Source organism: Streptomyces sp. NPDC088810 (genome assembly GCF_044750305.1).
In the GTDB taxonomy this organism is placed as follows: domain Bacteria; phylum Actinomycetota; class Actinomycetes; order Streptomycetales; family Streptomycetaceae; genus Streptomyces.
This window is the reverse complement of the sequence record NZ_JBIVJQ010000003.1, coordinates 586646-604231: the sequence shown is the minus strand read 5'-3', so window position 1 is coordinate 604231 and position 17586 is coordinate 586646. Positions and strand designations below refer to the sequence as shown.

General features: G+C 72.3%; 15 protein-coding genes. 7 read left to right on the top strand and 8 right to left on the bottom strand.

Annotation, left to right across the window (positions count from 1 at the left end):
* Nucleotides 1-9: 9 nt before the first annotated feature.
* Both ACIP4Y_RS13565 and ACIP4Y_RS13560 read right to left on the bottom strand, forming a co-directional pair.
* Nucleotides 10-1098: a substrate-binding domain-containing protein gene (locus tag ACIP4Y_RS13565; protein ID WP_401392002.1), complete on the bottom strand. Its 1089-nt coding sequence runs from the start codon at nucleotides 1096-1098 to the stop codon at nucleotides 10-12.
* Entirely contained in the window at nucleotides 1095-3653 is a 2559-nt protein-coding gene (locus ACIP4Y_RS13560; protein ID WP_401391999.1) for a SpoIIE family protein phosphatase, read from the bottom strand. The genes ACIP4Y_RS13565 and ACIP4Y_RS13560 overlap by 4 nt, the downstream gene beginning before the upstream one ends.
* 248 nt (nucleotides 3654-3901) lie before the next feature.
* Between ACIP4Y_RS13560 and ACIP4Y_RS13555 the strand changes: the two genes are divergently transcribed.
* The 3 genes from ACIP4Y_RS13555 to ACIP4Y_RS13545 are packed head-to-tail and all read left to right on the top strand — an operon-like array spanning nucleotide 3902 to nucleotide 7230.
* The gene (locus ACIP4Y_RS13555) at nucleotides 3902-5149 is read left to right on the top strand and encodes a substrate-binding domain-containing protein (RefSeq protein WP_401391996.1); all 1248 of its coding nucleotides are present in this window, start codon (nucleotides 3902-3904) and stop codon (nucleotides 5147-5149) included.
* A 21-nt stretch (nucleotides 5150-5170) separates the two neighbouring features.
* Nucleotides 5171-5953 carry an ATP-binding cassette domain-containing protein gene (locus ACIP4Y_RS13550; protein ID WP_401391993.1) on the top strand — a complete coding sequence of 261 codons (783 nt, stop codon included), beginning with the start codon at nucleotides 5171-5173 and terminating at the stop codon, nucleotides 5951-5953.
* Nucleotides 5954-5958: 5 nt separating this feature from the next.
* Entirely contained in the window at nucleotides 5959-7230 is a 1272-nt protein-coding gene (locus ACIP4Y_RS13545) for a sugar ABC transporter permease (RefSeq protein ID WP_401391990.1), read from the top strand.
* A 49-nt stretch (nucleotides 7231-7279) separates the two neighbouring features.
* Here the strand turns inward: ACIP4Y_RS13545 and ACIP4Y_RS13540 are convergent, their stop codons facing one another.
* The 4 genes from ACIP4Y_RS13540 to ACIP4Y_RS13525 all read right to left on the bottom strand — a co-directional run bounded on the left by ACIP4Y_RS13540 (nucleotide 7280) and on the right by ACIP4Y_RS13525 (nucleotide 10035).
* Complete coding sequence (locus ACIP4Y_RS13540) at nucleotides 7280-7738, bottom strand: Fur family transcriptional regulator (protein ID WP_401391987.1); 459 nt, start codon at nucleotides 7736-7738, stop codon at nucleotides 7280-7282.
* Nucleotides 7735-8076 (bottom strand): ATP-binding protein, encoded by a 342-nt coding sequence (locus ACIP4Y_RS13535; protein WP_401391984.1) that lies wholly within the window; start codon nucleotides 8074-8076, stop codon nucleotides 7735-7737. The genes ACIP4Y_RS13540 and ACIP4Y_RS13535 overlap by 4 nt, the downstream gene beginning before the upstream one ends.
* A 133-nt stretch (nucleotides 8077-8209) precedes the next feature.
* Entirely contained in the window at nucleotides 8210-9031 is an 822-nt protein-coding gene (locus ACIP4Y_RS13530) for an SDR family oxidoreductase (protein ID WP_401391981.1), read from the bottom strand.
* Nucleotides 9028-10035, bottom strand: a complete 1008-nt coding sequence (locus tag ACIP4Y_RS13525; protein ID WP_401391978.1) for an NADP-dependent oxidoreductase — start codon at nucleotides 10033-10035, stop codon at nucleotides 9028-9030. The genes ACIP4Y_RS13530 and ACIP4Y_RS13525 overlap by 4 nt, the downstream gene beginning before the upstream one ends.
* A 176-nt stretch (nucleotides 10036-10211) precedes the next feature.
* On the opposite strand from ACIP4Y_RS13525, the gene ACIP4Y_RS13520 reads away from it, so the two are divergent.
* Together ACIP4Y_RS13520 and ACIP4Y_RS13515 are read left to right on the top strand one after the other, a co-directional pair.
* The gene (locus tag ACIP4Y_RS13520; protein ID WP_358641934.1) at nucleotides 10212-10574 is read left to right on the top strand and encodes a DUF485 domain-containing protein; all 363 of its coding nucleotides are present in this window, start codon (nucleotides 10212-10214) and stop codon (nucleotides 10572-10574) included.
* Nucleotides 10571-12187, top strand: coding sequence for a cation acetate symporter (locus ACIP4Y_RS13515; RefSeq protein WP_401391975.1), 1617 nt, complete (start codon nucleotides 10571-10573; stop codon nucleotides 12185-12187). Before ACIP4Y_RS13520 ends, ACIP4Y_RS13515 begins: the two co-directional genes overlap by 4 nt.
* A gap of 90 nt (nucleotides 12188-12277) precedes the next feature.
* On the opposite strand, the gene ACIP4Y_RS13510 is transcribed toward ACIP4Y_RS13515, so the two are convergent.
* Together ACIP4Y_RS13510 and ACIP4Y_RS13505 are read right to left on the bottom strand one after the other, a co-directional pair.
* Nucleotides 12278-14695, bottom strand: a complete 2418-nt coding sequence (locus ACIP4Y_RS13510) for a SpoIIE family protein phosphatase (protein ID WP_401391972.1) — start codon at nucleotides 14693-14695, stop codon at nucleotides 12278-12280.
* Between the two features lie 47 nt (nucleotides 14696-14742).
* A complete protein-coding gene (locus tag ACIP4Y_RS13505) occupies nucleotides 14743-15930 on the bottom strand; it encodes a PucR family transcriptional regulator (RefSeq protein ID WP_401391969.1) in 1188 nt (395 codons plus the stop codon).
* A gap of 166 nt (nucleotides 15931-16096) precedes the next feature.
* Between ACIP4Y_RS13505 and ACIP4Y_RS13500 the strand changes: the two genes are divergently transcribed.
* Nucleotides 16097-16699: a carboxymuconolactone decarboxylase family protein gene (locus ACIP4Y_RS13500; RefSeq protein WP_401391966.1), complete on the top strand. Its 603-nt coding sequence runs from the start codon at nucleotides 16097-16099 to the stop codon at nucleotides 16697-16699.
* Complete coding sequence (locus ACIP4Y_RS13495; protein ID WP_401391963.1) at nucleotides 16692-17501, top strand: SDR family NAD(P)-dependent oxidoreductase; 810 nt, start codon at nucleotides 16692-16694, stop codon at nucleotides 17499-17501. The genes ACIP4Y_RS13500 and ACIP4Y_RS13495 overlap by 8 nt, the downstream gene beginning before the upstream one ends.
* Nucleotides 17502-17586: the final 85 nt, after the last annotated feature.

Here is a 17586-nt window from a genome sequence, read left to right as displayed (position 1 = left end):
CCAGTGTTCCTAGCTGTCCGCGCCGAGGCCGGCCTTCCTGCAGGCGGGGCGCAGTTCCCGGGTGCAGATCTGGTCGATGGTGTACACGCTGTCCTTCACGAGCGTCTGCCTGATGGTGCCGACGGTCACCGCGCGCGGAGTGAGCAGCACGGACGGGATGTGCTTCGTGGTGGGGCTGTCGATCGCCGTCTTGGCGAAGTCGCGCGGATCGCCGCCGCGTCCCAGGCTGACGGCCATCGCGGCGACTGCGTCGGCCTCCGCCCGGAAGGGTTTGTAGACGGTCATGTACTGCTCGCCCTTGACGATGCGTCGTACGGCGTCGAGCTCGGCGTCCTGGCCGGTGACGGGCGGGAGTTCGCGGACATGGGCACCCTTGAAGGCGGAGATGACACCCGCGGCGATGGCGTCGTTGGCCGCCAGGACGCCGTCGATCCGTTCCGGGCGCACGGCCGCGATGGCCGCGGACATGTTGGCGTGGGCGTTCTCCGTGCTCCAGCCCTGGGTGTCGTACGACCTGCCGATCTTCACCTTGCCGGTGAGGACGGACAGCGCGCCCTTCCTGAACCAGGCCGCGTTCGGGCTGGCCGGATCGCCGTTCATCATGACCACGTTCCCGCCGCGCGCCCTGTCGCCCATGGCCGTGAGGAGGGTCTCGGCCTGGAGCCGGCCGACCTGCGCACCGTCGAAGCTGACGAAGCCCGAGATCGGACCCTCGGCGAGCCGGTCGTACGCGACGACGGTGACGCCCGCCTCGTGCGCCTCCTGGATGGAGGAGCGCAGGGCCCTGGTGTCGGCGGCGTCGAGGATCAGGACCCTGACCCCTTTGGTGATCATGGAGGTCATCTGTTGCCGCTGTCGCGTGGGGTCGTTGTCGGCGTTGGCGTACTCCATGCCGCAGCGGGGACACAGTTCCTTCAGCCGCTTCTCGATCAGCGGCTTGTCGAACTGCTCCCAGCGGGGCAGGACGCGGCCCGGGAGCAGCAGGCCGACGGTGAAACTGTCCGGGCGTGTCCCCTCGTGTGCTCCGCAGGCGGCGGCGGGCACGGTCATGAGCCCCGCGACGAGCGCGGCGACGACGTGCCGGGAACGGGTGTTCACGGCAGCTCGCCCCGGTCCGCCGGGAGTCCCGGGTCCGGGCCGGACGGCTCGCGGTGCGGTACGACGATCTCGCTCCACACCTGCTTGCCGCTGGCGACCGGCACCGAGCCGAAGGTCTCCGACACCGCTTCGACCAGCATCAGACCCCGGCCGCCGGTCGACTCCCAGTCCACGATCACCGGCTTGGCGGGCGCGCGTGGCGACGAGTCGCTCACACTGATCCGCACCCGGTCCCCGCGGAGCACCAGGTCGACGTGGACCGGCCCCTGGGTGTGCACCAAGGCGTTGGTGACCAGTTCGGAGACGACCAGCAGGACCACGTCCGCCACTTCTTCGACATGCCACCGGCGCAGCGTGCGCGCGGTGAAACGACGGGCGTGCATGACGGCGTCCGGCAGCCGCCACACCGCCCAGCCGGCGCGGATGGGCCGGGTCTTCATGCCGTCGTAGCGGAGCAGCAGCAGGGCCACGTCGTCCTCGCGGCGGCCGGCGTCGCCCAGCAGTTCGTCGGCCACCCGTCCCGGATCGGAGGGATCGGCGGCGGCGAGCGCGGTGCGGGTGCGCTGCATGCCGTCGTCCAGGGGCAGGTCGGCGGCCTCGACCAGGCCGTCGGTGACCAGGGCGAGCAGCGTGCCGGGGGCCAGCGCGACCGCGGTCATGGGGAAGTCCGCGTCCGCGGAGACCCCGAGCGGCAGCGCGCCCTCGACCCGCACCTCCTCGGCGCTGCCGTCGGGATGGCGCATCAGCGGTGAGAGGTGTCCGGCCCGGACGAACAGGACGTTCCCCTCCTCCATGTCCAGTTCGGCGTAGCAGCAGGTGGCGAACAGGTCGGTCTCCATACCGACGAGGAGTCGGTTGGCGTGCGAGACGACCACGTCCGGTGGGTGGCCCTCCACCGCGTACGCCCTGACCGCGGTGCGCATCTGCCCCATGATCGTCGCTGCTCCGGCGCTGTGTCCCTGCACGTCACCGATGACCAGCGCCACCCGGTCTTCGGAGAGGGCGATGACGTCGTACCAGTCGCCGCCCACCTGCAACCCCCGCCTGGCGGGCAGGTAGCGGGCGACGGCTGTCCCGCCGGACAGTTCGGGCAGACGCCGGGGCAGCAGGCTGCGCTGGAGCATCGTCGCGAGCTCCTGCTCGGCGTCGTGCGCGTGCGCGCGTTTGACGGCCTGCCCGATCAGCGCCGCGGTGGCGGTCAGCAGGGACCGCTCCTCGGGCACGAACGCGTGGGGCTGGTCCCAGCCGATGAGGCACACGCCGACGGGCCGGCCCTTGGCGGGCAGCGGCAGGACGGCCAGACCTCCGGGGCCGACGCCCGCGAGACCCGGTTCGAGGGCGGCGCCGGCCGGCCACAGCCCCATGTGTCCGTCCCGCAGTGCCGTCTGCAGGGTGGGCAGGGCGGCGACCGCTGGATCGGGCCACTCCGAACGCCACTCGGAGCGCCACGCCTCCGGCCAGGCGGCGGGCTCCGGCGGATCGAGCACGGTGACCGTGAGCCGCTCGTCCTGCAGTTCGGCGAGCGCCACCCGATCGGCGCCGAGCGGCTCCCGGAGCGCGGTGACCACCACGCGGCTGACGTCGGCGACGGTGGTGGCGTCGTCGAGTGCGGCGGTCAGCCACTGGATCCGGGAGACGTCGTCGCTGCTGCGGGGGAGGACCGAGGTCGCCGTCACCACGCCCAGCACCCGGTCCGGCCGGTCGCCGGTACTCGCGAGCGCTCGGTACCGCAGGCTCAGCCAGCGCGTCTCGCCGCCGGGGCAGCGCACCCGGAACTCCAGCTCCCGGCCGCCGAGCGCCTCGGCGGCCGGCTCCAGGACTGCCATCAGGCCGGGCATGTCCTCCGGCAGGGCGTGCCCGAGCAGGGTGGCCGCCTTCCCGTCGAAGGTGTGCGGCACGATGCCGACCAGCTGGAGCAGGGTCTCGTCGGCCTCGATGAGGCCGGTGTCCGGCATCAGGGCGAAAGAGCCGACGCCCAGACTGCGCAGGGCGGGGCCCAGCAGCAGCGGCGGCGCGGGACCCGGGTCGCCGGCCTGGAGCAGGCCGGCGACCGCGTCGGCGTACCGCGCCAGGAAGCGCTGCTGCTCGGCGTCGAAACCGTCCGCGGTGGTGCCGACGACGACGAGGCAGCCCAGGCGTCTGCCCGCCGCCGCCAGGGGCAGTGCGCCGAGCGACGCCTCCGCGCCCGGGGGTGTCGGGCCGCCCCCGGAGAAGGAGGAGAGTGCCGCGGGTTTCAGCCACAGGGGCCGGCCGGTGCGGAAGGCATGGGCCGCGGGTGAGTCGCCGGTCAGGATCAACCGCTCCGGCAGCCCGCGCTCGGGAGTGGCGCTGCCCGCGGCATCCACGAGGTGCAGCGCTTCCGCGCCAGGACCAGGACCGGGCACATAGACCGCTGCCAGCGCCGCTCCGGCGAACGTCAGGACACGAGCACTCGCGGCGGCTTCTGGCGCAGGGGGCGGCGGACCGGTGCCGAGGGCGCCGGCCTGGGATGCCCGCAACTGCGCGACTCCGGTCCGGGCGCTGCCGTCATGAGGCATGTCCGCACCTACCTCCATGTCCGCACCTACCTCCCGTCCAGGCCCAGGTGCCGACAGGGCGAAGACCCCACACCAGAATCGCATATACGAGCTAATGGGACAGAAGGCCGATATGCCGCCTACCGCCGGGTTCGCGGATCACCGCAGCCGGTGTCAGACTGGCGAGGTGGTCGTCTGGCCACAACCACGTGGTCCGGGCGGGCGTCGGACGCCGGTGTCGCGGCCGTTCATCGGCTCCCGGATTTCTGCCCGGTGCTGCGCATGGCATGGTGGGGAAGCCGGGTGTCGTCATGGTCGACGAGGAAGGCGCCGGTACCGGGCTTGTCGGGCGGAAGCCGCGCCCCGCCCCGGCGGACAACGCTGTACGGTCCGGCCGGCCGCCGCGCGAAAGCCTCGACGCCGTGCACCGGCCCCGCCGTTCCTTCCTGAGCCGGTGGGCCTTCGTGCGCCACGCGGCCGTGGCCGTGGCCTCGACCACCCTCGCCGTCGCCTCCTGCGACACCGGGGCCGGTACCACCTCCGACGGGAAGGACCCGCCCAGGATCGGGGTGCTGCTGCCGGACGCCACCACCGCTCGGTGGGAGACGCAGGACAGGCCCCTGCTCGAGAAGAAGATCAAGGAGCTGTGCGACGACTGCCGGGTCGAGCACGCCAACGCCAGGGGCGATGTGGCGATCCAGCAGGAACAGATGGAGTCGCTGATCACCGAGGGCGCCGACGCCATCCTGCTGGTGCCCGTGGACGCCAGGGCGCTCGCCGCCTCGGTCAGAAAGGCACACGCGGCGGGTATCCCGGTCGTCTCCTACGACCGCCTCGCCGGGGGCCCGATCTCCGGATACGTCTCCTTCGACGGCGAGGAGGTCGGCAGGCTCCAGGGCAGGGCGCTGCTGAAGGCCATGGGCGACAAGGTGCGCAGCGGTCGGATCGTCATGATGAACGGCGACCCCAGCGACCCCAACGCGGTGTCGTTCAAGCAGGGCGCGCTGTCCGTGCTCAACGGGAAAGTGAAGATCGCCAAAGCGTACGACACCCTCCAGTGGAGTGCGGAGGCCGCGAACATGAACATGTCCGGTGCCATCTCCGCGCTCGGCGCCGGCCACATCGACGGGGTGTACGCCGCGAACGACGGTCTCGCGGCCGGCAGCATCTCCGCCCTCAAGGCGAACAAGGTCCGCCCGCTGCCGCCCGTCACCGGGCAGGACGCCGAACTCGCAGCCGTGCGGCGTATCGTCGCCGGTGATCAGTACATGACGGTCTACAAGCCGTTCGGGCCAGAGGCGTCCGCGGGCGGCGCCATGGCCGTGGCCGCGGCCCGCGGTGCCGGCCTCGACCAGGTCGCCACGGGCAAGGTGAGAACCAGCGAGGGGACGGCCGTTCCGGCCGTGCGGCTCACCCCGGTGTCCGTGACCGTCGCCGACATCAAGCACGTCCTCGTGAAGGACGGGATGTACACGATCCGGCAGATCTGCACCCCCCAGCTCGCGGCAGCCTGCGCCAGGGCCGGGCTGACCTGAGCGGCGGTTCCCGGGAAGGAGATGGTTCTCGTGCCGGCTCCCCCCTTGCTGGCGCTGCACGGCGTGTGCAAGCGCTTCGGCGTCGTCGAGGTCTTGACGGACATCGAGCTGGAGATCCACGCCGGTCAGGTCCTCGCCCTGCTGGGCGACAACGGCGCCGGCAAGTCCACCCTGGTCAAAGTGATCTCCGGGGTCGCCCCCGCGGACAAGGGCGCCATCGAGTGGGAGGGCCGGCCCGTCCACATCAGGCGTCCCCACGACGCCCGCGACCTCGGCATCGCGACCGTCTTCCAGGACCTCGCGCTGTGCGGGAACCTCGATGTCGTCGGCAATCTCTTCCTCGGCCGGGAGATCCGCAGGTTCGGGCTGCTCGACGAGGTGGAGATGGAGCGCCGCACCCAGCAGCTGCTGGAACGGCTGACCCGGCGCGTCCCGGATCTGCGCGGCCCTGTCGTCTCCCTGTCCAGCGGCCAGCGGCAGACCGTCGCCATCGCCCGCTCCCTGCTCGGCGAGCCGAGGATCCTGCTCCTGGACGAACCGACCGCGGCCCTGGGGTTCGAGCAGACGACCGAGGTGCTGGACCTCGTCGACCGGTTGCGGGACCGCGGCCTCGGGGTCCTGCTCATCAGCCACAACCTGGGGGACGTGAAGGCCCTCGCGGACCGGGCCGCCGTACTGCGGCTGGGCCGCAACAACGGCTTCTTCGACGTGAACACCGCGTCCCAGGAGCAGATCATCTCCTCCATCACCGGTGCCACGGAGAACGCGTCGCGCCGGATGGCCCACCGCGAGGCGGGGTGGTGAACGGGATGCACGACATGACGGACAACACGCGGGCCGAACCCCCCGCGCCCGCCGCAGGCGCCCGCCGGCCACACGGCACGCGGGCCGCCGCCGGCGCCGTGGAGAGGTCGGCCGCCGTCTTCCGGGACAGGCTCCGCGCCGGCGAACTGGGCTCGCTGCCCGTCGTCCTCGTCCTCGCCGTGGTCTGGATCGTCTTCCAGTCCCTCAATGCGAACTTCCTCTCCCCCCGGAACCTGTCCAACCTGAGCGTGGACATCGTGGGCACGGGGCTGATCGCGGTCGGCATCGTCTTCGTACTGCTGCTCGGTGAGCTCGACCTGTCGGTGGGCTCGATCAGCGGCCTCGCGGCGGCGGTCTTCGCCGTACTGAACGTGAACCACGGCGTTCCGGAGTGGCTCGCCCTCATCGTGGGGGTCCTCGCGGGCACCGTGGCGGGAACCGTCCAGGGTTTCTCCTACGCCAGGACCCGGGTGCCGGCGTTCGTCGTCACCCTCGCCGGGCTGCTCACCTGGAACGGCGTCATGCTCTCCGTCCTCGGCACGAGCGGCACCGTCAACCTCGACGAGAACGGGCTCGTCGCCAAGCTGACCAGCTCCTACTTCACCGACCCCGCTGCCGCCTACGGTCTGGCGGCACTCGGCACGGGCATGGTCTTCCTCTCCTCCTACCTGGACAGACGGCGCCGCAAGGCCGCCGGTATGCCGCACCGCTCGCTGCGGGACATCGCGGCACGTACGGCGGGACTTGCGGTCATCTCGTTCGCCGCGGCGTACGTGCTGAACCGGTTCCAGGGTCTGCCGCTCGCCCTCCTGATCTTCCTCGTGGTGGTGGCCGGCCTGGACATCCTGCTGCGGCGCACGCACTACGGACGGCAGGTGTACGCACTCGGCGGCGGCGTCGAGGCGGCCCGTCGCGCCAGTCTGAGCGTGACGCGGGTACAGACGACGGTGCTCGCGGTCTCCGGCACCATGGCCGCGGTCGGCGGCCTGTTCATGGCCTCGCGCATCACCTCGGTGAGTCAGGGCTCGGGTTCGGGCGTCCTGCTGCTCAACGCCATCGCGGCGGCCGTCATCGGCGGCACCAGCCTGTTCGGAGGCCGCGGCACGACCTGGTCCGCGGTGCTCGGCATGCTGGTCATCCAGTCGATCGCGTCGGGCATGGCGCTCACCGACACCCCTACGGCCGTCCAGCTGGTCATCACGGGCGGGGTGCTGTTCGCCGCGGTGGTCATCGACTCCCTGGCCCGCCGCTCCCAGGAGGCCCACGGACGCGCTTGACGCAACTCCCACCGGGTGTCACGTCGTGGCCGGCCCGTCGAGGGGTACGTCAGGTTGCCGGGGCGGCAGCCCGGCAGTCGGGGCACACCCCCCAGAAGGTCACGGCGGCCTCCTGGACGTCGTACTCCGCCGGCAGCCGTGGTTCCAGGCAGGGGGCCGCGCCCACCGTGCACTCGACGTCGCGGATGGCGGCGCAGTGCAGGCAGACGAAGTGGTGGTGGTTGTCGCGGTGCTCGACCTCGTAGCGGGCCGGGTGACCGGGGATCTGGGTGCACCGGACCAGGCCGGCTTCCGTGAGGGCGCGCAGCACGTTGTAGGTGGCCTGCAGGGAGAGGCCGCCCGTGACCCGCTGCGCGCGTCGGCGCAGGGCGTCGGCGTCGAGGTGGCCGGCCGCCTCGGATACGGCCGCCAGCACGGCCATGCGCTGGACGGTCACCCGCATGCCTGCCGTGCGCAGGCGTGCCGCGGCCAGGGCCATCGGCTCCTCGCCGGTCGCCGGCTCGGTCATGCGGCCTCGCCCCTCCCCTCGGCCTCCCCCTTGCGCTCGCCGGTGACCAGGCGATTCACGACGCCGTCGCACCGCCGCACCGCGTCCTCCGCCCCGGCGGGGAGTTCGAACCACACGGTCTTGCCCGAGGGCAGGCCGCGCTCGTAGCCCCACCGTGCGGCCAGCGTGTCCACGAGTGCCAGTCCGCGGCCGCCCTCGTCCTCGGGACCGGCCTCGGTGGGGCGCGGCGGCTGCGACGAACCGTCGCTCACCGCGCAGCGCACCACCGGGGCCCGCTCGAGGGTGAGGCGCAGCGGGCCGGCGCCGTGCCGCAGCGCGTTGCACACCAGCTCGCTCACCAGCAGTTCGGCGACCGGGACCGGCTCCGGCGTTCCGCGCCAGGCCGCCCGCGGTCGGCGACCACGGCAGGGACCAGGGCCCGGTTGCGAACGACCCGGGGGCGGCTGGGCCGGGGAGCGCTCCCCCCGAGGTTCATGACGGAATCAAGGTGCCGGTGGCCGTCGGGTCGACGGGCCTGGCCGGACCCGGGACGTTGCGGAAGCGGAACGGCTCCGGTTCGCGGCCGGCCTGGACGAACCAGCACTCGCCCGTGCCGTCGCCGGCGAGGATCCGCAGCACCGTGTCCGCGACGGCCTCGGCCGGGATGACCGGCAGTCCCTGGTCGGAGAGCAGGCCGCGCAGGTGGTCGATGATGCGCGACTCGGCGAAGCCCGGGCATACCGCGTTGAAGCGCACGTTCTCCGGCGCGAGCGCCGGCCCCAGGGAGCGCGCGAGTCCCACGACCGCGTGCTTGTTGGCCGCGTACAGCGGATCGAGCGGCACCGCCGCCAGACCCGCCAGGGAAGCGGTCGCCACGATGGATCCTCCGCCACGCGCCCGCAGCGCGGGCAGTACCGCGTGGGTACCGAAGACCACGCCGTCGAGGTTGGCGCCCATGGCCCGGCGGTAGCGTGCGGGATCGAAGTCCTCGCCGACGCCGCATCCGGTCGCCACCCCCGCGTTGAGCAGCGCGATGTCCACCCCGCCGTACCGCTCCTGGGTGAACTGCACCAGGGCGCGGTTGGCGTCGAGGTCGGAGACGTCACAGGCGCGGAAGTCGCCGTCGACCATGTCGGCCACCTCCCGCCCGCCCTGCGCGTCGAGGTCGGCGACGACCACGCGCGCGCCCGCCCTCGCCAGGGCCAGCGCCGAGGCACGGCCCAGTCCGCTGGCGGCGCCGGTGACGATCGCCACCTTGCCCGCGAGCGCGGTGCCTTCCGTCTGCCCTCTTCCGAGGGCCTCGGCGGCGCTCACGCCAGTTCCAGGACGAGCTTGCCGACGTTCTCGCCGCGGAAGAGCATCTGCAAGGTCGCGGGGAAGTCGTCGACGGTGCCCTTCACCACGTGTTCCTTGACCTTGATGCGGCCGGCACCGATCCAGGCGGAGATCTCCTGGGCGGCCTTGGCGTACTGCTTGGCGTAGTCGAAGACGACGAAGCCCTCCATGCGGGCCCGGCGCACCAGCAGCGAGAGGTAGTTGGAGGGGCCCTTGACCGGCGTGGCGTTGTTGTACTGGCTGATCGCGCCGCAGATCACGACGCGCGCGTGCATCGCCAGCCGGGTGAGGGCGGTGTCGAGGATGTCCCCTCCGACATTGTCGAAGTAGACGTCGATGCCGTCGGGGACGTGCTCGCGCAGCGCCTTCTTGACGTCCTCGGCCCGGTAGTCGATCGCCGCGTCGAATCCCAGCTCGCCGGTGAGCATGGCGCACTTCTCCGGCCCGCCGGCGATGCCCACGACACGGCAGCCCTTGGCCTTCGCGATCTGCCCCGCGATGGTGCCGACCGCACCGGCCGCCCCGGACACCACGACGGTCTCGCCGTCCTGCAGCGCGCCGACGTCCAGCAGGCCGAAGTAGGCGGTCATGCCGGGCATGCCCAGCGCTCCGAGGTACGTCGAGGGCGGGGCGAGGGAGGTGTCGATCTTCATGGCGCCCCGGCCGTCGGAGACCACGTACTCCTGGACGCCGAACGTGCCGACCACATGGTCGCCGGGCCGGAAGTCGGGGTGGTTCGACGCGGTGACCTCGATGACCGATCCGGCCCGCATCACCTCTCCGATGCCCACGGGCGGCAGGTAGGAAGGACGGTCGTCCAGCCAGCCCCGCATGGCCGGATCGAGGGAGATGACGCGCGTACGGCCCGCGAACCGGCCCGGGCCCGGTTCCGCGAGCGGTTCGGAACAGTGCTCCCAGTCTTCGGGCTTCACTTCGCCCACGGGGCGGGCTGCCAGACGGATCTGGCGGTTGGTCGCGGACATCACGCCTCCTGTTGGTACGGCCTCCCGTGACCATACCGACCAGTAGGTACGTCGGTGCACGTGATATTCCCCACAGGCCCAGGCTTTATCGCGCATTCCAACCAGTCGGTATCGTGCGCCGCCACACCCTTCACCGCCACCTCCCACGGACCCGAGCCGCACCGGAAGGCCATGCGATGACACACCCCGACGACGACCGGTACCCACCGCCACCGCACGCGCACCAGCCCCAGCCGCCCGCCGCCGACCTCGCCGCCCTCCGCTCGGCCTACCGGGGACTGCGCCGGGTCTCGACGCTCACCGCGCTCGGCTCGTTCGTGGTGTACGTGGTGCTGTCCTGCTGGGCGCCCGACCTGATGGGTTCCGCGATAGCCGGGGAGCTGAGCCTGGGCATGGGCCTGGGGATCCTCCAGCTCCTCGTCACCTTCGCGGCCGTCTTCTGGTACGGACGCAGCGCACGGCACTCGGTGGACCCGCTGGCGCGGGCCGTCAGGGAGCGCGCGGTCCGGCCGGTCCGGGATGCCGGAGTGGCGAGATGAACGACTACGGCTCAGGGACCCAGGCACTCGTCCTGGTCCTGTTCAGCACCCTGGTGACCCTCACGCTGCTGATGTGTGTGATGGCGGGGCCGGACCGCGACGACCTGACGAACTTCTACACCGGCTACCGCTCCCTCACCCCGCTCAAGAACGGCCTGGCGATCGCGGGCGACTACATCTCCGCGGCCACGGTGCTGAGCACCACCGGCATCATCGCGCTCGCCGGCTACGACGGTTACGTCCTGGCGGTCAGCACCGCCCTGTCGCTGGTGCTGCTGATGTTCCTGCTGGCCGAGCCGCTGCGCAACGCCGGCAGCTTCACCATGGGCGACGTCCTGGCCCGCACCATGCCCGGGCGGGCCGTCCGCATCGCCTCCTGCGTGGTGACGCTGTCGGCCACCCTGCCCTTCCTGGTGGTCCAGCTCTCGGGGGCCGGGTCGCTGCTCACCTTCATCCTGGGCCTGTCGCACGAGGCGGGCGCCAGGACGGTGTGCATCGTCCTCGTCGGCAGCCTGATGATCATCTATGCGGCGATCGGCGGCATGCGGGGCACCGCGCTGGTCCAGATGATCAAGATCGTGCTGCTGCTCGGCACGAGCATCACCGTCGCCGCCCTGGTCCTCAACCGCTTCGACTGGAGCCCCGGCGAGGTGCTCCGGGCCGCCGAGCGCGGCAGCGGCACGGGCCCGGCATTCCTCCACCAAGGCCTCCAGCTGGGCACCTCGGCAGCCCAGCGGCTGGACTTCGCCGGCCTTCAGATCACCGTGATCCTCGGCGCGGCCTGCCTGCCGCACATCACGATGCGGCTGTACTCCGCACGCGACGTGCCCGCCGTGCGCCGCTCCATGTCGTGGGCGGTCGGTACGGTCACCACGTTCTGCCTGCTCGTGATCATCCTGGGTACGGGCGCGGCGGCCCTGGTGGGATCGCCGGACATCACGGCGGCCGATCCGCACGGCAGGACGTCGGTGCTGATGCTGTCCCGTGCGCTCGGCGGCGGCGCCGGCTCCGCGGGTACGACCGTCCTCTACGCGGCCGTGGCGGGCACGGTGTTCATCACCCTGCTGTCCTCGGTCGCGGGGATGACCCTGGCCGCGGCCTCCTCGCTCGCCCACGACCTGTTCGCCCATGCGCTGCGGCGGCAACGGGCGGCACCGCGTACGGAGATGACGGTGGCGGCGTGGACGAGCGTGGCGGTGGGGACCGTCGCCGTGCTGCTCTCGGTCCTGGTCCAGAACTGGGACGTCGGCGTGCTGACCACGCTGGCCATCTGCATCGGGGCATCGGCGGTCGCCCCCGCACTGACCTACTCCCTGTTCTGGCGCGGGTTCACGCGCACCGGCGTGCTCGCCAGCCTCTACGGGGGCACGGCCTGCGCGCTGGTGCTGATGGTCTTCTCCAAGGCGGTCTCGGGCACGCCGTCCGCGGTCTTCCCGCACACGGACTTCAGCTGGTTCCCCCTGCAGTCCACCGGCCTGGTCTCCATCCCGTTCGGCTATCTGGCGGGCTGGCTGGGCAGCCGGCTGGACCACCGGCGCCGCGCCGCCGAGAGCCGCGAGAACCGGCGGCTGTACGAGGAGAGCGAGGCACGGCTGCTCGCCGCAGCCGAGTGAGCACGGCGGCGGGGCGGGCTACGGGAGCGGCCATAAACGCCGCCCCTGTGGTCCGCCCCGGGCCCGCGTCCCGGCGCCCGGCCCGGACGGTCAGGTGAGTGTGCCGGTCAGTGGTTGTTCGGTCCAGACGGTCTTGCCCTCGCGGGTGTAGCGGGTACCCCAGCGTTCGGCCATCCGGGCCACCAGGAACAGGCCGCGCCCACCCTCGTCGGTGGTGCGGGCACGGCGCAGGTGCGGTGAGGTGTGGCTGGTGTCGCTGACCTCGCACACCAGGGTCCGTTCCCGGATCAGCCGTAGGGTCGCGGGGCCGCTGGCGTACCGGTAGACGTTGGTGACCAGTTCGCTGGCGATCAGCTCCGTCGTGAACGCCAGGTGTTCCAGACCCCATTCGGTCAGCTTGGCCGAGGTCAACGCCCGAGCCCGGGCCGCGCTGGCAGGCTCCGGCGGCAGCTGCCAGGAAGCGACATCGTCCGGTGGCAGCATGCGGGTGCGGGCGATCAGCAGCGCGACGTCGTCACTGGGGCGCGAGGGCACGAGCGAGTCGACCACCGCTTGGCATGTTCGTTCCAATGCGTCCGAGGGGCGGGTGAGGGCTGCGCACAGCTTCGTCAAGGCGGTGTCGGCGTCGATGTGGCGTTCGCCGATGAGTCCGTTGGTGTACAGGCACAGCAGGCTCCCCTCGGCCAGGTCGATCTCCCGCGCCTCGAACGGCAGGCCGCCCAGTCCGAGGGGCGGGCCGGCGGGCAGGTCGAGCGGAGCCACCCGTCCGTCCGGAGCGGTCACCACCGGCAGCGGGTGACCGGCCCGGGCCACGGAGCAGCGCCCGGAGGCCGGGTCGTACACGACGTACAGGCAGGTCGCGCCGACGACCTGCTCGTCCACCGGCCGTTCGCCGGCTGCTTCCTGTTCGGCCGCCAGCAGGTCGACCAGGTCGTCAAGGCGCGAGAGGACCTCGTCCGGTTCCAGGTCGAGGCTGGCGAGCGTGTGTACGGCGGTACGCAGTCGGCCCATGGTGGCGGCAGCGTGGATCCCACGTCCCACCACGTCCCCGACGACGAGGGCGACCCGGGCCCCGGACAGGGGAATGACGTCGAACCAGTCGCCGCCCAGACCCGGGGCCGCGCTGGCCGGGAGGTACCTCAGGGCGACCTCGACGGCCGACTGGTCCGGTACGGCCCGGGGCAGCAGGCTGCTCTGCAGGGTGAACGCGGTCTGCTGCTGCTGCGTGAAACGCCGGGCGTTGTCGATGGCGAGGGCGGCGCGCGAGGCGAGTTCCTGGGCGAGGGTGAGATCGTCCGCCTCGAAGGGATCGGGGCGGCGCGAACGCCACAGGGTCATCACGCCCAGCACCAGGCCACGTGCGACAAGAGGTACCACGATCAGCGAGTGGACGCCCAGGTCCGGAGTGCGGGGCCCCTGGCGGCCTCCCGCCGAGAACCAGTCGGGCGGGAGAACCGGTTCCAGGACCGGCCGCCCCTCGGCCAGGCACCTGGCCTGCGGCGTGTCGGACGCGAACGCCACGGGTTCGCCGTGGGGGTGGGGCGGGCCGGTTTGCTGGACACCGACGCTGCAGGCTCCCAGCCGGACCAGGGGCCCGGCCAGGGTGCGCGCCGGTTCCTCACCGCGCGTCACCGGCTGGAGCAGGTCCACCGATACGTGGTCGGCCAGGTGCACCATCACCTCGGCGAGTTCCCGGGCGGTCTCGGCCACATCGAGGGTGGTTCCGATACGGCTGCCGGCCTGGTCCAGGAGCGCGAGCCGACGCTGGGCGCGATGGCGTTCGGTGATGTCCTCGATCATCTCGGCCACACCCAGGATGCGGCCGGAGGGGTCCGTCATCGGGAACGACGAGACCATCGCGACCCGCTCTCGTGCCGGATCCCACTCCAGGCGGACGAACTGCTCGGAGTAGACCATCGGCCTTCCGGTCTCCATCACCTGGCGCACACGGTCCACGGCCTCGCGCGCGTCGTCGGGGACGAGGAAACGACCGGTGGGCAGCCCCTGGAAGTCTGCAGCCGGGACGCCGCTGAAGCGTTCGATGGCCCGGTTGACCCGGAGAACCGTCAGGTCGGTGCCGTGGACGACCAGGCCGATCGGGCACCGGCGGTACAGTCCGTCGAGAATCGCGCGGTCTCTTTGCCATTCCAGGACGTCGACCGCGGGAGCGCCGGCGAGAATCCACTCACGGACCCGGTCGCCGCGGGAGAGCGCATGAGCCCTCAGCCCCATGTCCACGAGCCGCCCGTCGAGGTGCCGCAAGGGGAGCAGGCCGGCCCAGCCGCCGGCTCGTCTGCACTTCGCCACGGCCTCCATGGCAGCCGGCAGATCGCGAGGATCGACGAGGACCTCGAACGCCCGACGACCGAGCACGGCGGCGTCCGGATGGCCGAGCAGTTCCTGCGCCCGCCGGCTCCATCCGACCACGACTCCCCGGTCGTCCAGCACCGCCAAGGCGGCGAGGTGCAGGGCGAACGGATCGTCGTGTCCTTCGCCGAGCTCCGTCATCCGCTTCTCCACCGCTGGACACCACCTTGTACGAGGCCACCGATCGCCTATTGAAACCCGGTGGACGCCCGGCCTCGTGGAGGTGTCCTCAGCGCGCGTGCCGCCAGGGCCCAGCCGACCTCCACCGCGGTGTCCGGAGCGTCCAGGCTGGTGCCGGTGAGCTCCTCGAAGCGACGCAGCCGGTAGCGGACGGTGTTGACATGGACGTGTGCGCCGCGGGCGACCTCGCGGATGCGCCGTCCGCCCTCCAGGTATGCCCGCACCGACTCCTCGACGAGGGCGCCGAACTCCCCCTCCGCCTCCAGCGGGCGCAGGTAGCGGTCGAGCAGCAGCTCGGCGAGTTCCGGTTCGGCGACGACCGCCACCCGCCAGGACAGGTCGCTCAGGTCGTACACGCCGCGCAGACCATAGGCACGGGCGGCTTGCAGCAGCCTGCCGGCGGCGCGGAAGGAGCGGTGCACCGCGGCCAGGTCCGCCGGCGGGCCCAGCCCGGCCGTCATCTCCAGGCCACCGGTCTCCGGCCTGGCCTCGACGACCCCGACGACAGCGTCGTCCAGCACGGTGAACAGCGCGCCCCGGCCGTTCCTGCGGCTCCGGGACTCCAGGGAGCGGTCCAGCGCGTCCGGACCGGCATCGCCGTACGGGACGGCTCTGACGGCCCGGTACGGCCGCGACGCGTCCAGTCCGTAGACGGCCGCACCACCGTGGACCTCCGCGGCGCTGAGCGTCCCGTACAGCAGGCCGCGCAGGAACTCGGCGCGGCGGCGGGCGTCGAACAGGGCGGAGGCGACCTCGGCCTGCCGGTGGACGGCGGCGATCTGCAGGCTCGCGACGTCCGCCAGCTCCCACAGGCACTTGGTGCGGTCGACGATGAGGCCCGGGTCCAGCCCGCGTTCGGTCGCCTCGGCGATGAACAGGTCCCGTATCGCGCTCAGCGCCCGGCGGAAGGCGCTGAGCCCGTCGCCGAGCGGCACGCCTCGGGCGACCCGGTCCCGGGCCACGTCGGCTTCGCGGAGGTCCTCCGGCGCGGGCACCGTCCCCTCCCGCACCACGGCGAGAGCCCGCTGGAAGTGCCGGTGCCAGATCCCGTCCAGGAGGTCCCGCGGAACCGCGCGGTAGGACGGCACGTGTCCCACCAGTTCCGTGTACAACCCCCCGCCCACGGGCCCCTGTCGGGCGGTCATCGCGGCGATGACCCGCTTCAGGGGCGCCGCCGCACCCGTCTGTCCGGACATCGATCCCGCCTCCGCCCTCCGGCACCGGCCGTTGTGCATCTGAACAATATGCCGCCCCGCGGCCTTGGCCAGGGAGCCGTCGACAACTCCCCGCCGCCGAAAGGACAGTGGCACGGCGGCACCGCCCTGGTGCCACGCACTCCTGACGACCCGTACGGAGACCCGCATGACCGACGAGCACCCGCACCACCCGCGCCTCGCGCCGCTGCCCGAGGACGGCTGGGACCCGTCCGCCCGGGAGCTGCTCGCCCCGATTCCCCGGGACGCCGACGGCCGCCTGCCCAACGTGTTCACCACCCTGGTGCGGCACCCTGGCCTCTTCCGGCACTTCCTGCCGTTCGGCACCCATCTGCTGCGCGACGGCCGGCTTGCGGACCGGACCCGGGAACTGCTGATCCTGCGCACCGCCCGCAACGCCCGGGCCCCGTACGAATGGGGGCGGCACGTACCGCTGGCCAGGGCGGCCGGACTCACCGACGAGGAGATCCGGCGGGTCGGTGCGGGCCCGGACGCTCAGGGCTGGACGCCGGCCGACGCCCGGCTGCTGCGTGCCGCCGACGAACTGCACCGGGACGCACGCCTGTCCGCGGCCACCTGGTCGGCACTCGCCGCCGACCACGACGAGGCACAGCTGATCGAGATCACCATGCTGGTCGGCCAGTACCACATGGTCGCCTTCTTCCTGAACTCCGCCGGCACCCCGCTCGAACCCGGCTTCGCGACCGACACCCTGCCCGCTCCTACCAGGACGGGAGATGACGATGCCTGAGCCGCAGCACACCGCGAACCACCCGGCCGGCCTGCTGACCGGCCGGAACGTACTGGTCGTCGGAGCGGGCACCCGTCCCGCCGACGATCCGGAGGCACCGGTGGGCAACGGGCGGGCGTTGGCCGTGCTCGCAGCCCACGAGGGAGCCTCCGTCGCCTGCGCCGACGTCTCCGCCTCCGCGGCGGCGGCCACCGCCGCTCTCGTCGGCGCGGAAGGGGGTCGTGGCCTCGCCCTGGTCGGTGACGCCACGGATCCCGACCGGTCCTCGGCCATGGTCGCCGAGGCCGTCCGCGAACTCGGTGCGCTCGATGCGCTCGTGGTCAACGTCGGCATCGGTCTCGGCACGGGCCTGGCGGGCACCTCACCGCAGCAGTGGGAGCAGGTGCTCTCGCTCAACCTGAGCGCCCCCTTCCTCGCCGCCAAGTACGGGCTGCCCGCGATCGCCGACGGAGGGTCGATCGTCTTCGTCGGTTCCGTGGCCGGGCTGCGCGCGGCCACCGATTCGCCCGCGTACGACAGTTCGAAGGCGGGCCTGTTCGGTCTCACCCGGCATGTCGCCAAGGAGGGCGGGCTGCGCGGGGTCCGCGCCAACCTGGTCGTTCCGGGCCTGATCGACACCCCGATGGGCCGTGCGGCCTCGGCCCGGCGGGCGTCCCGCACCACCTCGTTCAGCCGCATTCCGCTCGGCCGCCAGGGCACCGCCTGGGAGGTGGCCGAGGCCGTCACCTTCCTGCTCTCCGACCGCGCCTCCTACGTCACCGGGCAGAGCCTGGTGGTGGACGGAGGGTTGAACGCCGTCTGAGCACGTGGGTCCGCTCACGTCGGTGACGGGGCGGTGAGGGGGGCGGGGGCGGCCCAGGGGTCGGGGCATCGACCGGGACCGCCCC

Coding starts and splice junctions, on each gene's coding strand:
- ACIP4Y_RS13560 (WP_401391999.1), bottom strand. CDS start 3,653: ATGGAGGTAGGTGCGGACATGCCTCATGACGGCAGCGCCCGGACCGGA.
- ACIP4Y_RS13555 (WP_401391996.1), top strand. CDS start 3,902: ATGGTGGGGAAGCCGGGTGTCGTCATGGTCGACGAGGAAGGCGCCGGT.
- ACIP4Y_RS13550 (WP_401391993.1), top strand. CDS start 5,171: ATGGTTCTCGTGCCGGCTCCCCCCTTGCTGGCGCTGCACGGCGTGTGC.
- ACIP4Y_RS13545 (WP_401391990.1), top strand. CDS start 5,959: ATGCACGACATGACGGACAACACGCGGGCCGAACCCCCCGCGCCCGCC.
- ACIP4Y_RS13540 (WP_401391987.1), bottom strand. CDS start 7,738: ATGACCGAGCCGGCGACCGGCGAGGAGCCGATGGCCCTGGCCGCGGCA.
- ACIP4Y_RS13525 (WP_401391978.1), bottom strand. CDS start 10,035: ATGTCCGCGACCAACCGCCAGATCCGTCTGGCAGCCCGCCCCGTGGGC.
- ACIP4Y_RS13520 (WP_358641934.1), top strand. CDS start 10,212: ATGACACACCCCGACGACGACCGGTACCCACCGCCACCGCACGCGCAC.
- ACIP4Y_RS13515 (WP_401391975.1), top strand. CDS start 10,571: ATGAACGACTACGGCTCAGGGACCCAGGCACTCGTCCTGGTCCTGTTC.
- ACIP4Y_RS13510 (WP_401391972.1), bottom strand. CDS start 14,695: ATGACGGAGCTCGGCGAAGGACACGACGATCCGTTCGCCCTGCACCTC.
- ACIP4Y_RS13505 (WP_401391969.1), bottom strand. CDS start 15,930: ATGTCCGGACAGACGGGTGCGGCGGCGCCCCTGAAGCGGGTCATCGCC.
- ACIP4Y_RS13500 (WP_401391966.1), top strand. CDS start 16,097: ATGACCGACGAGCACCCGCACCACCCGCGCCTCGCGCCGCTGCCCGAG.
- ACIP4Y_RS13495 (WP_401391963.1), top strand. CDS start 16,692: ATGCCTGAGCCGCAGCACACCGCGAACCACCCGGCCGGCCTGCTGACC.